This window comes from Mesorhizobium sp. B2-3-7 (assembly GCF_006442695.1).
Taxonomy (GTDB): Bacteria; Pseudomonadota; Alphaproteobacteria; order Rhizobiales; family Rhizobiaceae; genus Mesorhizobium.
Genome location: NZ_VFVV01000004.1, coordinates 247,139 through 261,178 on the forward strand (window position 1 = coordinate 247,139; position 14,040 = coordinate 261,178).

Below are 14,040 nucleotides of genomic sequence, written 5' to 3' on the forward strand. Positions count from 1 at the left end.
TGCATGGAAACAGCCGAGAAACTGTCCGTCACCGTCACGCCGGCCATGGCGCGCATGATCCGCGAAAAAGTCGAGGACGGTTCCTTCGGCTCGGCGAGCGAAGTCATTCGCGCCGCGCTCCGCGCTTTCCAGCGCGAAGAGGAAGAGCATGCCGAGCGCATGGCGTCGATCAGGGCGCGGGTAAAATCTTCGATTGAGGACACAAGGCCGAACCTTTCCGGAAAAGAGGTTCGCGAGCAGCTTAAGAAATTCGCTGAACAATATTCGAGCCGCATTGATGATTCGGCGGCTTGAGGTCGAGTATCGCGAAAGTGCCAAAGACGATCTTACCAACATTTTCAGATACATAGTTGAGTCGGGCGGAAGCCCCAACGCGGCGCTGAGATTCGTGCTTCGAATTGAAGACCATTGTCAAAACATCGGCAACGCACCTCGTGGCGGTCGCCTGCGCGACGACATCGTGCCGGGACTGCGAACCGTTCCGTTCGAGCACTCCGCCGTCATAGCCTATAATCGAGAGCGACATCATTCGCGTCGTCAACATCTTCTACAGTGGCCGCGACTACGAGACATTGATGCGAGATGGCGGATCGAGTGGCCTTTCCTAGAAAGGGCTACGAAATAACTACTCGGCCGGCTCGGCACGCGCCGGTCGCAGCCCGGGCTTCCCGGCCTCACCCGGATTTCGCCTGACATAGGCTGCTTTCAGGCTCTCGGAGGTTTCGCGCGAGCCGTCATGGCTCCAGCCGGGCGGCTTGATCAGGTAGTTCAGGCGGTCGCTCAGGGTCAGATCAGGTGCGAAGGCATCCCTGAACATGCCGATCCATTCGTGGAAAGCCACTTTCAGCGGATTGAAGGTGCCAAGATTTTTCACGATGCCGTAGCGCGGGCGGTCCTCTTCCAACTCTTCGACGAAGGTGGCGAACATGCGGTCCCAGATGATCAACGTGCCGGCGTAGTTGGCGTCAAGGTAGCGCGGATTGGTGGCGTGGTGGACGCGGTGGTGCGAGGGCGTGTTGAAGACGAATTCGAACCAGCCCCACATCTTGCCGATCGTCTCGGTGTGGATCCAGAACTGCCAGATAAGGTTGAAGCCGAAGGTGAAGGCAATCACCGCCGGATGGAAGCCGAGCAGCACCAGCGGCGCCTGCAGCACGAACATGAAGGTGAACAGGCCCGTCCAGCTCTGCCTGAGTGCCGTCGACAGATTGTAGTGCTGGCTGGAATGGTGGTTGACGTGCTCGGCCCACACCCAGCGCACCCGATGCGCGATGCGGTGGTAGATGTAGTAGCGCAAATCATCGAGCAGGAAGGCCGCCAGGAACACCCAGATCGACAGGCCGAGGTTGAAGAAACGGAACTGCCAGAGCCACAGCAGCGCCCAGTAGGAGACGACGCCGAGCAGCAGCCCGGCGACGACATTGCCGGTGCCCATCATCAGGCTGGTCAGCGTGTCGTGCGTCTCGAACGAGCCCTTGGCCCGGCCGGTGCGCACCAGCCACAGCTCGATCAGGATGGCGGCAACGAAGAACGGGATGGCGAGCTGGGTAACCTGCGGGAAATTGTAATCGCCCATCACGCGGCCTCCTTGGTCGAACTAGGATGCTGCGGCTGAAGAACTCTTAGCACAGCGTGCGCGTCGGCAGCGTTAGCGAAGGTGAAGTGACCGCCTTTCCAGGTGAAATCGGCAAGGCGCAGCGCAATCGTCCCGGCACCATCGTCACTCCGCGCCAATACATCGCGCGGCGTGACGATACGCGTCAGGAAACGATCTCCGATGGCATGGACGATGCCAAGGCGCCCTCGCCCGAGTTCCAGGAACGCGGTTCGGCCATCGGATGTGAGGTGGATGGCGGCCGCCGGTTCATCCGGAAAATCCTCGGCAAAACGCTCTCGCGCCTGCTCTGCATCGGCCAGCCTGGCCTTGCGGCTGCCGCCGGTGAAATGAACGGCGGCGACCGACAACGCGATGCCGAATACGACGATCACGACCAGCACGGGCAGGCTCATGGACAGGCATCTCCTCCAGCCGGCCTGTTGTCTTGGCAACAGTTCCGGTTGAGCGATCCCTTAACACAATTGACGTTTACGTCAAACTGCTGGCCAGCCCACCATGGCGCGACGCAGCATGAGCCAGTGGCGGCGCATGGTCGAGAGTCGCACCGTGCCGTCGAGCGGCGAACCGCGTTCCATTTTCGTCAGGTAGGCTCGTGACAGGACCAGTGGCAGAAAGGCCGGGCGCAGCGAAGCCGGCAAATCCGATGCGCCTTTCTCGAAGGCCGAGAGATGCTCCCGCGCCAGCGCGATCATGGCGGCGACGGCGCGCTGCGCACCTGGTCCACCATCGTCGGTGACGAATTCCTCCGGAGACGAACCCGCCGCGGCCAGGATATCGGCCGGAACAAAACACTGTCCGCGACTGCGGTGCAGCGGCAGCAGGAGCAACAGTCCCGTAATCGCCTGCGCGCAACCGGCCCTACCGGCCAGTTCGGCGAAACGTGGCGCCACTCCTGGATCCAGCACCATTGCCGCCAGTTGAATAAGCGCGGCTGCCGTTTCGCCGCAATAGCCTTCGAGATCGGTTCGCGACGGCATCGGGTCGTCATAGAGGTCGAAGATCCGGGCCTCGAGCATATTCTCGAATGCCTGTTTCGGCAGGCCGTACCTGGAAATCGTGGCCTTCAGCACATCCGCGATCGGATGGCCCGTCTCGGACCCTTCGGCTGCGATGACATCGCGCCACCATTGCAACCGCACCTCGCCCGGCAAGGCCTCGCGGATGCGATCCCGAATGCCCGCGATTTCGGCATTGAAGGCGTAGAGCGAAAACAGCGCTTCGCGCTTGTCCGTCGGCGCGTAGAGCGCGCTGAGATAGCGGTCATGGTCGGCGGCGCGCACGGCGCCCATGACGATTTCGCCCTTTTGGTCCACGTCAGTCGACGGCGATCAGCGCGGCGGCTACCGCGCGATCCTCTGCGAGCAGGACATTATATGTCCGCACCGCTGCACCGGTCGCCATCGGGTCGGCGGCTATGCCCGCGGTCTTCAAGGCGGCGCGAAGCCCCGCCGGCAAGGGTCGTAAATCCTTGCCCGTGCCGACCAGCAGGATTTCGATCTTCTCGGCCTGGGCCAGCAGCCGTTCGAAATCCGCCACCGTCAGCGCAGATGGGTCCGCCGGCTCCCAGCCATGGATACCCGAAGGCAGGCACAGAAGCGAACCGCGATGCGACATGTCGGCGAAGCGGAAGCCGCCATTGCCATACGCCTCGATGGGGGCGCGGCCGGGGAAATGCGCCTCGCGGATGACGATGCCTTTGGCCATCCCTGCCGATCCGCCCTTCGGGTCGCGCGTCAGGTCGCGACCGCCTTGCCGCCGCCGACCGGCTTTTCCTCGTCCGAGCTCGTGGCCTGCGGCCGCAGCTTGAACAGGATCAGCAGCGGCGCGGCGATGAAGATCGACGAATAGGTGCCGAAGATGACGCCGAACAGCATTGCCATCGTGAACGAGCGGATCACCTCGCCGCCGAACAGCACCAGTGCCAGGAGCGCCAGGATCGTCGTCACCGAGGTCAGCGTCGTTCGCGACAGCGTCTCGTTGATGGCGTTGTTGAGGAGCTGCGGCAGCGGCATCTTCTTGTATTTCCTGAGATCCTCGCGAACGCGGTCATAGACCACGATCGTGTCGTTCAGCGAGTAGCCGATGATGGTCAGGATCGCCGCCAGCGACGATTGGTTGAACTCCAGCCCGGTTATAACGAAGAAGCCTATGGTCATGACCACGTCATGGACCGTCGCCACGATGGCGCCGACCGCGAACTGCCATTCGAAGCGGAACCAGACATAGATCAGGATACCCACCAGCGCGACCAGCATGGCGATCGTGCCTTGCTTGGCCAGTTCTCCTGACACGGTCGGTCCCACCACCTCGACGCGGCGGAAATCGTAATTGTCCTGCAACTCGCCACGAACCTTGTCGATGACGGTCTGCTCGGCATTCTCGCCGCCGTCCTGCGTGCCGACACGGATCAGCACGTCATTCGGCTCGCCGAACTGCTGCACCTGCACTTCGCCGATATTCAGTTCCGAGAGCCTGGCTCTGATGTCGGCAAGATCGGCATTGCCGCTCTTGGACTTCACCTCGATCAGTGATCCGCCCTTGAAATCGATGCCGTAATTGATGTCGACGGTCATGAACAGCACCACCGACAGGACCGACAGCAGGCTCGACAGCGCGAAGGTCCAGCGGCGGATGCCCATGAACGGGATCTTCGTGCCGGGCGGAATGAAGGTTACCGGCGCCCGCGGCAATTCCTTCGGACGCGCGCGGCGCAGCCAGATGGACACCAGCAGCCGGGTAAAGGTGAAGGCGGTGAACACCGTGGTCAGGATGCCGATGGCGTAGGTGATGGCAAAGCCCTTCACCGGCCCCGTTCCGAGATAGAACAGCACCACGGTCGCGATCAGCGAGGTGACGTTGGAATCGACGATCGTCGCCAGCGCCTTCGAGAAGCCGGTGTCGATCGCCTGGATCACCGAGCGTCCGGCGCGCCGCTCCTCGCGGATGCGCTCATAAATCAGCACGTTGGAATCGACGGCCATGCCGATGGTCAGCACGATACCGGCAATGCCTGGCAAGGTCAGTGTCGCGCCAAGCAGCGATAGCAGTCCGACGATCATCGCCACGTGCACCGCCAGCGCGATGTTGGCGAGGAAGCCGAGGAAGCCGTAGGCGACGAACATGAAGGCGACGACAAGGATAGAGCCGATGATGCCGGCGACCTTGCCGGCATGGATCGAATCTTGGCCGAGGCCCGGACCCACCGTGCGCTCCTCGATCACGGTCAGCTTTGCCGGCAGCGCGCCTGCGCGCAGCAGGACCGCGAGGTCATTGGCGCTCTCGGCCGTGAAATTGCCTGAGATCTGGCCGCTGCCGCCCAGGATCGGCTCGCGGATCTGCGGCGCCGAAATCACCTGGTTGTCGAGGATGATGGCGAACAGCTTGCCGACATTCTGCGATGTCGCCTGCCCGAACCGTGTCGCGCCGCGCGAGTTGAAGGTGAAGGAAACCACCGGCTCGTTGGTCTGCGAGTTGTAGGTTGCGGTCGCTTTGGAGAGGTCTTCGCCGGAAACGATGACGCGGTTTTCGATCAGGTAGGGAACCGGCGGATCGTCCTGCGAATAGAGGATCGATGAACCGGCCGGCGGACGGCCCTTCAGCGCATCCTGCACCGGCATAGACTGGTCCACCATCTGGAAGGTCAGCTTGGCGGTCTGGCCGATGATTTCCTTCAGCCTTTGCGGGTCCTGCAAACCGGGCACCTGCACCAGAATGCGGTCGTCGCCCTGCCGCTGCACGATCGGTTCGGTGGTGCCGAGTTCGTTGACGCGGCGTTCGACGACTTCGATCGACTGTGCCAACGCAGCCGACGTGCGATATTTTATGCCGGCGTCGGTGACGGTGAATTTGAGCAGGCCGGGCTCGGAATCATCCAGCGCCATCTCCTGGACGGAGCCGCCGGTGAACAGGCTGGCGGCGACCGGATCGGTCAGCGGCTTCAGTGCCGTCTTGGCCGCATCGAGCTGGTTCGGGTCCTGTATGCGGACCTGTACGGTCCTGCCCGTGCCCGCCAGGCCGGTATAGCCTATCTTGGCCTCGCGCAGCAGTGTCCGGATCTCGTCACGCGTCGTCTCCAGCTGCGCCTTCACCAGATCGTTCTGATCCATCTGGAGCAGGATGTGCGAGCCGCCCTGCAGGTCGAGGCCGAGCGTCATCTGCCGCTTGGGCACCCAGCTCGGAAGCTGCGCCAGCGTGCTTGCGGGAATGAGATTGGGCGCGGCGAGGACCACTGTGGCGGCCACGGCCAGCCAGATCAGGATCATCTTGAAGCGCGAGAAATAAAGCATCAGTTCTTATCCGTTCAGGCGTACAAGCGGCAGCATTCCGCCATCGGTTCGGTTCGCGGGCCCGTTTCTCATTCTGAGCACGGCCGGCCCTATCGTGCTTCTTCAGCGATTGTCAATCTTGCCGGCAATGGGCCGGTTCGCAACAGCATGGCGATGGTGTTGGCTTCCCGGACAGTGAAATTGCCCGAGACTTGACCGTAACCACCATCGATGGGCTCGCGAATGACAGGTGCTGAAATCACGTGGTCATCCAGGATCACAGCCAATGGCTTGCCCACATTTTGCGTTGTAACCTGTTTGAACCGTGCCGCGCCTTTGGCGCCAAACCGGAACACGACAACCGGTTCGTCATTTTGCTGCCCACTGTAAGTTGGGCGGGCGTCGAGCACGTCCTTATCCGAGAGGATGACCCGATTCTCGACCAGGTAAGGAACCGGCGGATCGTCCTGCGTATACACCACCAGCGAGCCAACAGGCGGGGAACCGCTGATCGCATCGTTCACCGGCATCGAAAGGTCAACCAAATGGAAGCTCAGGCGACCAGGCCGGGTGAGAATTTTTTCCAGCGTTTGCCGATCGGCGATGTCTGACGTCTGAACAAGTATGCCGTCTTGGTCCGCTGGTTGGGCCACCGTGCCGGCGACACGCAGATCTTGGAGACGATTTTTGATGACCTTAATCGACTGAGAAATCGCGTTAGAGGTCTGATACTTCAAACCCGCATCCGTCAGCGTGAATTTGAGCAAGCCGGCTTTGCCGGAATCCAGCGTCATTTCCTGAACGCGGCTGTCCGGGGCAACATCCGTTACCCTCTTGAGCGCTGTCTTTGCCGCCTCAAGCTGAGCCGGATTCGTGATGCGCACCTGCAAGGTCCTGCCCGACACAGCAAGCCCCGTGTAGCCGATCCTGGCCTCCATCAGAAGCGCCCGGACATCGCCACGCGCAATCTTCAGCCGGCCGTCGATCACATCAGCCACCACCAGATGGAGCAGGAGATGCGAACCGTCTTGGCCTGCTCGAACGACTGCCGGACTATCGGCAGGCCGTTCGGGCCGCATGGCATGCGGACTGGCGGCGGAAAGGCTGGACGCGTCCAAGACGGTCATCGTGGCTACGGCAAGCCACGTCAGCATCATCTTCAGGCGCCAAAAATGAGACATATGCCGTCGCTTGTCAGGGCCCCGTCCGCGGATCGCTCCGCCTGGAATTTGGTTATTTCTTGGCGTTCTGGTTCGCTACCGGCTCGCCCTTGACGCGCACGTCGGCGATCGTCGAGCGCAACGCCGTCACCTTCGTGCCGCCACCGAGGTCGATCTCGAGCTCATGGTCGTCGATCACCTTGGTCACCTTGCCGACGAAGCCGCCGCCGGTGACGACCGTGTCGCCGCGGCGCACGGCCGCCAGCATCTCGCCGCGCTTCTTCAGCTGCGTGCGCTGCGGCCGGATGATGAGAAAATACATGATCACGAAGATCAGGACGAACGGCAAAATGCTGATGAACATGTCGGGAGAAGCCCCAATGCCTTGGGCATATGCCGGTGTCACGAACATCGAGGTACTCCTGAATTTTGAAAACAGCCGCCAAACGGTTCAGTGGATTTGGCAGCCCCGCGAAATTTGGCCGGAATATAGTCGGTAAAGTTGCCAATGCAACTGCGTGGCCGGGCAAATCGGCTGCTTTTCCGGCCTGTTCACCCGTGTTAGAGCATGACCGCGAAAAGCGCGAGCGGGTTTTCGCAAAAGATCGCGCTGTAACAAACGGTTGCAGCGAGTTTCGAAACCGTCGGGATCGAACCCGGCCACACCTTCCCTCGCGGAACCAGAGCAAAAGACCTGAGATGACCGATACCAGCATCGACGCATTGAACCAGAAACTCGACCGCCTGATCGAGGCGGTCAGCCGCCTCGCCCCGCCGCCTGTGCCCGTAACCGACCTTGGCGGAGCCGATTGCTTCGTCTGGCAGGCGGATCCGGGTTGCCTGGAGCCGGTGCGCAAGGTGAACCGCGTCGACATCGGCCTGATCCGCGGCGTCGACCGCGTGCGCGACATCCTCGTCGACAACACGGAGCGCTTCGCCTCCGGCTATGCCGCCAACAACGTGCTTTTGTGGGGCGCGCGCGGCATGGGCAAATCGTCGCTGGTCAAGGCCGTGCATGCCGCAATCAACGCCTCGCCGAAACTCGACCGCCCGCTCAAGCTGATAGAGATCCATCGCGAGGACATCGATACGCTGCCGAAGCTGATGACGCTGCTGAAGGCCGCGCCTTACCGCTTCATCCTGTTTTGCGACGACCTCTCCTTCGACCATGACGATACCTCCTACAAATCGTTGAAGGCAGCACTCGAAGGCGGCGTCGAAGGCCGCCCGGCCAATGTCATTTTCTACGCCACGTCGAACCGCCGCCATCTTCTGCCGCGAGACATGATCGACAATGAGCGCTCCACCGCCATCAATCCGTCCGAGGCGGTCGAGGAGAAGGTTTCGCTCTCCGATCGCTTCGGCTTGTGGCTCGGCTTCCACAAATGTTCGCAGGACGAATATCTCGAAATGGTCAACGGCTACGCCAGCCATCATGGGCTCGACATCGACCCCGGGCAGTTGCGCGCCGAGGCGCTGGAATGGGCGACGACACGCGGCAGCCGCTCGGGCCGCGTCGCCTGGCAGTTCACGCAGGACCTCGCAGGCCGGCTCGGCAAGCCGTTGAAGGATTAGGCGCGGCTCACCGAGTGACGGCAGGAGCCGGCCACAAAAGTTTCGTGGCCGACCCGTCCGGGGACGCCGGTTTCTATATCGTGTTCATTCCCGCACAGGCTTTATGCTTCCCAGAACCATGGGAATATCGGTTTGTATCCCGAGTGTATCGGTCGCCCAGGCCTGCATTTCTGGTGAAGCATCACCTGATTTCAGGATGGAAATGGCCAGCTCGGACATGTCTGTGGGCGGCTTGGTATTGATCACCGCATAGGAGAAATAGCCGGCCAAAGCGGCACTTGCGATCGAAATGACCGGCGCAACGATTAAAGCAGTTGCTCGTACATGCGATTGCCAGCGATGCGTTGGGCTGGCGGACGGAAGTTCATCCTCTTCGACAGATTCAATCATTCCACTCTCCTTGCAGAGCGTCGAGAATGACTTTCCTCTACATTAGTTAAAATGCAGATAAACCATTTTCGATAACGCGAGTCGCAATACGGCTCTTGCGCCGATCCCCGCCAAGGGAGCGACTGCGGCACCGGAGACGTGGTGCGCACGACGGTTCCGGGCGCTGCTCAGGCGCCCGCCAATGGCAAACGTCTAGACTCCCAAAAGCTATTTGGCGTGATGTGTCCCCGCGCCATTAGCGCGGTTGAGGGCTGCTCTTTGGTTCAGCATGTCACTCAAAATTTGATCCTGGTTAGACATGCATGAAAACAACGACGTGCATCCAGCAACCAACTGAAAAAGCCCGCTCCTTGCGGGGCGGGCTGAGCCGGCGGGCCGGACTGGAGGTCAGGCGGCCCGCAAATCGCTTTTTTTATTCTATTCGAAATAGCCCCGACTATTCGAGATAGCCGGAGGGATCGACCGGGGCCGAGTTCTTGCGCACTTCGAAGTGCAGCTTCGGTGAGTCCGTCGTGCCGCTCATACCCGACAGCGCGATCTCCTGGCCGCGCTTGACCTTCTGGCCGCGCTGGACCTCGATCGAGCTGGCGTGACCGTAGACGGTGACCAGGCCATTCTCGTGCCGCACCAGCACCGTATTGCCGAATTCCTTGAGGCCGTCGCCGGCATAGATGACGACGCCATTCTCGGCCGCCTTGACCGGCGTGCCTGCCGGCACGGCGATGTCGACGCCGTCCTTGCCGGAACCGAAGCCGGAAATGACGCGGCCGCGCACCGGCCAGCGCATCTTGCCTATGCCGGTGGCGTCCGGCGCCACAGCGTCGTCATCCTCGGCCTGCTGGATGACCTTGGCGTCTTTCTTCGGCGGCGTGTAGGAAGCCAGCGTTTGCGACGGCGTCGTCTTGGCCGTCGGCTGCGTCGTGGCTGTCGTCACCGGGTCTACCGTCGCCGGCTTTGCGGCGGCCACCGTGGCCGTTCCGCCGGCCGGCACCTTCAGCGTCTGGCCGATCTTCAGCAAGCCGTCCTGCATGCCGTTCGCCTGCTTGATGGCGACAACCCCGACGCCAGTCTTCCTGGCGATCGAGGAAAGCGTATCGCCCGACTGCACCGTATAGGCGCCGGCGCCGGCCTTGGGCGCGGCGGCGGCCGTTTGCGGCGCGGGCTTGCTGTCTTTGGGCTTGTTCGCCGCGGCCGAAGCATCGACCTGCGCGGCCGGCTTGCCCTCCTTAAGCTTCGGCTGCTGCGGCAGCACGGCGACCTTTTCCGGCGCGGTGGCCGGCACGTCGCGCTTGCCATTAGCGGGCTTGGCATCGGCCATCTTGGGCTCGGCCTTGCTGGAATAGGCGTAGGCCGGAATGATGATCTTCTGGCCGGTCTTCAGCCCCTTGGTCGCGCTCAGCCCGTTGACCTTCATGATCACGTCGGCCGGCACCTTGTAGTGCTGCGCCAGCCCGGAGATCGTTTCACCGTCCCTGACGACGATTTCGGTGGCATGCGCCGTGCCGGCTGCCTTGGCGTCGGGCTGGGCATCCTTGAAGGGCTTGGCCGCGGGAGCAACCGTGCCGGTCGCCGTCCGGTCGACATGCGGTGCCGGGCGCACCAGAGCGGGCGCCGATGCAACACGCACCGGATTGGCGGCGGGTGCCAGCGCGGGAGCGGGCTGCGCCTGGGCGACCGGTGGCGGCAGCGGCCGCGTCGACACCGGTTCGAGGCTGGAGCGGCTGACCGACTGCGTGTGGCTGCCATCGAGCGGCGCGGCCGCGACATCCCCCGGATAGGGCTGCTGCACGGCATCCTGCTTGTTGATGATGGCGCGCTGATTGTTTGTCGAGGAGGTGAAGACGTCGTCGACGCCGTTGAACCGCGACACTTGCGAGCTGCACCCAGCCGCGGCACCCGCGATCATGAGAACAGCGCAGCCCCGCGCCAAATTGCGATTGTTTGCCTTCAAAACACTGAGTTGCATCGCACTAACCCGCACAAACTCTGCACCAACTGGACAGGATTAAAGCGCGTTAATGTTACTGGTCGGTTAACCCCTTAGAATCAGACGCAAAATTTCTTAAAATATTTGAGGCCGCCCAGACTGCCCATATAGAGGCACGCGCAGCCGCCGTTGCAGGCCGGCTGACATGGACAATCCCTAGATAACGGCCGCCAGGCTGCGCAATACCGGCTGCAGGCGCACGAGGCCGATATCCTCGCGCTCGAAACGGCTGCCGACCTTGGTGAGCTTGGCCAGCACCTGCTCGCCCTCCTCCGGTCCGATCGGCGCGATCACGATGCCGCCGCTCGACAACTGGTCGAGCAGGAAACGCGGCAGGCTGTCGAAGGCGGCCCAGGCGACGATCCGGTCGAACGGGCCTTCTGCGGCCAAACCGGAGGAACCATCCACCTGGCGCGCGATGACGTTGCCGATGCCGAGCGCCTCGAAGCGCTGCCGCGCCTGTTCGACCAGCGTCTTGTAGCGGTCGATGGTGACAACCCGGCCTGACAGGCGCGACATCACCGCTGCCGTATAACCGGAGCCGGTACCGATCTCGAGCACGCGATTCCCGACTTCGATGGCGAGTGCGGCGATCACCGCCGCCTGCATGTCCGCGCCCTCGATCGCTTCGCCGCATTCGATCGGCAGCATGCGGTCCGACCAGGCGATGGAATGGAATTGGGCGGCCAGGAAGCCGCGCCGCGGTGTCGCCTCGAAGGCCGCGATCAGCGCCTTCGGCACGGTCCCCCTGCCGCGCAGGCGCAGCAGGAAGGCGGCAAATCCTTCTCGGTCATCGATCGGCAGGTTCATGCAAGGGCCTTGCTCAGCTGGTCACGAATCTCATGCGCGGTGAGGTCGAGCTGCAGCGGCGTCACCGACACCAGGCGATTGCGCAGCGCAAAAAGGTCGGTGCCCTGCTTGCCCTCGACGGGTTCGCGGCCGAAGCGCAGCCAGTAGTACGGCAGCCCGCGCCCGTCGCGGCGTTCCTCGACCCACAGGCTGTGTACGAGCTTGCCCTGCGAGGTGACCACCGTGCCGGCGACCTCTTCAGGCAGGCAGTTCGGAAAATTGACGTTGAGCAGCACGCCGTCCGGCAGCGGCGTCGCGACGAGTTTCTTGAGCAGCGCCGGCGCCAGCGCCTCGGTGGTCTCGTAGGGAACGACGCGGTCCTCGCCGATAGTGCTGTAGCCCTGGCTGAGCGCGATCGAGCGTATGCCGAGCAACGCGCCCTCCATCGCGCCGGCGACGGTTCCCGAATAGGTGACGTCGTCAGCGATGTTGGCGCCGGAATTGATGCCCGACAGGATCAGGTCGGGCGCGCCGGGCAGGATCTTCTTCACGCCCATGATGACGCAGTCGGTCGGCGTGCCGCGCACGGCAAAGTGCTTCTCGCCGATTTTCCTCAGCCGCAGCGGCTCCGAGATCGACAGCGAGTGCGCATAGCCGGACTGGTCCTGCTCCGGCGCCACCACCCAGACATCGTCGGACAATGTGCGCGCGACGCGCTCGAGCGACGCCAGGCCCTCGGCATGAATGCCGTCGTCATTGGTCAGGAGAATACGCATTATTTCGATTCGATCTTTTCCAGCCCGCCCATATAAGGCCGCAGCACTTCAGGAATGGTTACGCTGCCATCCTCGTTCTGGTAGTTTTCGATGACGGCGATAAGTGCGCGCCCGACAGCCGTGCCTGAGCCGTTCAGCGTATGGACGAAGCGGTTGCCCTTGCCGTCCTTGTCCTTGTAGCGGGCTTCCATGCGCCTGGCCTGGAAATCGCCGCAGACAGAGCAGGACGAGATTTCGCGATAGGCGTTCTGGCCGGGCAGCCACACCTCGATGTCATAGGTTTTTCGCGCGCCAAAACCCATGTCCCCGGTGCACAGCACCATGGTGCGGAACGGCAATTCAAGCCGCTTCAGCACTTCCTCGGCACACTCGGTCATCCGCTCATGCTCGGCGAGCGACGACTCCTGATCGGTGATCGACACCAACTCGACCTTGTAGAATTGGTGCTGGCGCAGCATGCCGCGCGTGTCGCGCCCTGCCGAGCCGGCCTCCGAGCGGAAGCACGGCGTCAGCGCGGTGTAGCGCAGCGGCAGTTTCTCATGGGCGGTGATCTCCTCGCGCACGAGGTTGGTGAGCGGCACTTCGGCGGTGGGGATGAGGCCAAGCCTGCCGTCCCCATGCGGGGTGAAGAACAGATCCTCCTCGAATTTCGGCAGCTGGTTGGTGCCGAAAAGAACATCGTCCTTGACCATCAGCGGCGGGATGACTTCCTCATAGCCATGCTCGGTCGTGTGCAGGTCGAGCATGAACTGGCCGATCGCGCGTTCCATCCGCGCCAGCCCGCTCTTCAGCACGGTGAAGCGCGAGCCGGAAAGTTTCGCGGCGCGCTCGAAATCCATCATGCCGAGCGCTTCGCCGATCTCGAAATGCTCCTTCACCCAGTTCGGGCGGGTAGGCACCTTGCCGACGATATGCTTGACCACGTTGTCATGTTCGTCCTTGCCGACCGGCACATCGTCGAGCGGCACGTTGGGCAGCACCGCCAGCGCGTCGTTCAGCGCCTTGTCGAGCTCGCGCTCGCGCGCCTCGCCGTTCTGGATGAAGGTTTTTATCTCGCCGACTTCGGCTTTCAGTTTTTCGGCAAGGGCGGCATCGCCCGAACGCATGGCATTGCCGATCTCTTTCGAGGCGGCGTTGCGGCGTTCCTGCTTGGTCTGCAGCTCGGTAACATGTTCGCGCCGCGCCTCGTCCCTGGCGATCAGGTCATCGACGGTGGACTGCGCTTCCTCGACCGACCACGAGCGCTTGACCAGCGCCTCGACAAGGGCCTTCGGGTTGTCGCGAATCCATTTGATGTCAAGCATGGTCTGAAAGCTCCTGCGGTAGCTTGCCGCCAAAGCGCGCGGCGGTTTGCGCTACGATATGCTCCAAGAATATAGCCTGAAACGCATCGTCGGTTTCGCGATGCGTTTCAGGCCAGAGGGGGTAAACCGCATCTCTGATCGATGCAAGATCGGGCTTGCGGACGGCAGGGGCCGCG

15 protein-coding genes are annotated in these 14,040 nt (G+C 62.5%); 3 read left to right on the forward strand and 12 right to left on the reverse strand.

Going from position 1 to position 14,040, the window contains the following annotated elements; translation table 11 throughout:
* Positions 1-3 precede the first annotated feature (3 nt).
* Entirely contained in the window at positions 4-294 is a 291-nt protein-coding gene (locus FJ940_RS10660) for a type II toxin-antitoxin system ParD family antitoxin (protein WP_140564092.1), read from the forward strand.
* Positions 278-625, forward strand: a complete 348-nt coding sequence (locus FJ940_RS10665; RefSeq protein ID WP_318013603.1) for a type II toxin-antitoxin system RelE/ParE family toxin — start codon at positions 278-280, stop codon at positions 623-625. The genes FJ940_RS10660 and FJ940_RS10665 overlap by 17 nt, the downstream gene beginning before the upstream one ends.
* On the opposite strand, the gene FJ940_RS10670 is transcribed toward FJ940_RS10665, so the two are convergent.
* The 7 genes from FJ940_RS10670 to yajC all read right to left on the reverse strand — a co-directional run bounded on the left by FJ940_RS10670 (position 626) and on the right by yajC (position 7,455).
* Positions 626-1,576, reverse strand: a complete 951-nt coding sequence (locus FJ940_RS10670; RefSeq protein ID WP_181167636.1) for a sterol desaturase family protein — start codon at positions 1,574-1,576, stop codon at positions 626-628.
* Entirely contained in the window at positions 1,576-2,010 is a 435-nt protein-coding gene (locus tag FJ940_RS10675) for a type II secretion system protein (RefSeq protein WP_140555290.1), read from the reverse strand. Before FJ940_RS10675 ends, FJ940_RS10670 begins: the two co-directional genes overlap by 1 nt.
* Positions 2,011-2,091: 81 nt before the next feature.
* Complete coding sequence (locus FJ940_RS10680) at positions 2,092-2,907, reverse strand: phytoene/squalene synthase family protein (protein WP_140656482.1); 816 nt, start codon at positions 2,905-2,907, stop codon at positions 2,092-2,094.
* Positions 2,908-2,932: 25 nt separating this feature from the next.
* Positions 2,933-3,322 (reverse strand): Mth938-like domain-containing protein, encoded by a 390-nt coding sequence (locus tag FJ940_RS10685; protein WP_140495776.1) that lies wholly within the window; start codon positions 3,320-3,322, stop codon positions 2,933-2,935.
* 29 nt (positions 3,323-3,351) lie between these two features.
* The gene (gene secDF, locus FJ940_RS10690; protein WP_140495775.1) at positions 3,352-5,904 is read right to left on the reverse strand and encodes a protein translocase subunit SecDF; all 2,553 of its coding nucleotides are present in this window, start codon (positions 5,902-5,904) and stop codon (positions 3,352-3,354) included.
* A gap of 89 nt (positions 5,905-5,993) precedes the next feature.
* A complete protein-coding gene (locus tag FJ940_RS10695) occupies positions 5,994-7,064 on the reverse strand; it encodes a hypothetical protein (RefSeq protein WP_140656485.1) in 1,071 nt (356 codons plus the stop codon).
* 52 nt (positions 7,065-7,116) lie between these two features.
* Complete coding sequence (gene yajC / locus FJ940_RS10700) at positions 7,117-7,455, reverse strand: preprotein translocase subunit YajC (RefSeq protein ID WP_140495773.1); 339 nt, start codon at positions 7,453-7,455, stop codon at positions 7,117-7,119.
* Between the two features lie 287 nt (positions 7,456-7,742).
* On the opposite strand from yajC, the gene FJ940_RS10705 reads away from it, so the two are divergent.
* The gene (locus FJ940_RS10705; RefSeq protein ID WP_140656488.1) at positions 7,743-8,618 is read left to right on the forward strand and encodes an ATP-binding protein; all 876 of its coding nucleotides are present in this window, start codon (positions 7,743-7,745) and stop codon (positions 8,616-8,618) included.
* An 84-nt stretch (positions 8,619-8,702) separates the two neighbouring features.
* Here FJ940_RS10705 and FJ940_RS10710 read toward each other — a convergent pair whose 3' ends face one another.
* The 5 genes from FJ940_RS10710 to serS form a co-directional block, all read right to left on the reverse strand.
* Positions 8,703-9,008, reverse strand: coding sequence for a hypothetical protein (locus tag FJ940_RS10710; protein WP_140521031.1), 306 nt, complete (start codon positions 9,006-9,008; stop codon positions 8,703-8,705).
* Between the two features lie 436 nt (positions 9,009-9,444).
* A complete protein-coding gene (locus tag FJ940_RS10715; RefSeq protein ID WP_140656491.1) occupies positions 9,445-10,974 on the reverse strand; it encodes a LysM peptidoglycan-binding domain-containing M23 family metallopeptidase in 1,530 nt (509 codons plus the stop codon).
* Positions 10,975-11,151: 177 nt separating this feature from the next.
* Positions 11,152-11,805 (reverse strand): protein-L-isoaspartate(D-aspartate) O-methyltransferase, encoded by a 654-nt coding sequence (locus FJ940_RS10720; RefSeq protein WP_140495769.1) that lies wholly within the window; start codon positions 11,803-11,805, stop codon positions 11,152-11,154.
* The gene (gene surE / locus FJ940_RS10725) at positions 11,802-12,560 is read right to left on the reverse strand and encodes a 5'/3'-nucleotidase SurE (RefSeq protein WP_140495768.1); all 759 of its coding nucleotides are present in this window, start codon (positions 12,558-12,560) and stop codon (positions 11,802-11,804) included. The genes FJ940_RS10720 and surE overlap by 4 nt, the downstream gene beginning before the upstream one ends.
* Complete coding sequence (serS, locus tag FJ940_RS10730) at positions 12,560-13,864, reverse strand: serine--tRNA ligase (protein WP_140495767.1); 1,305 nt, start codon at positions 13,862-13,864, stop codon at positions 12,560-12,562. Before serS ends, surE begins: the two co-directional genes overlap by 1 nt.
* Positions 13,865-14,040 lie beyond the last annotated feature (176 nt).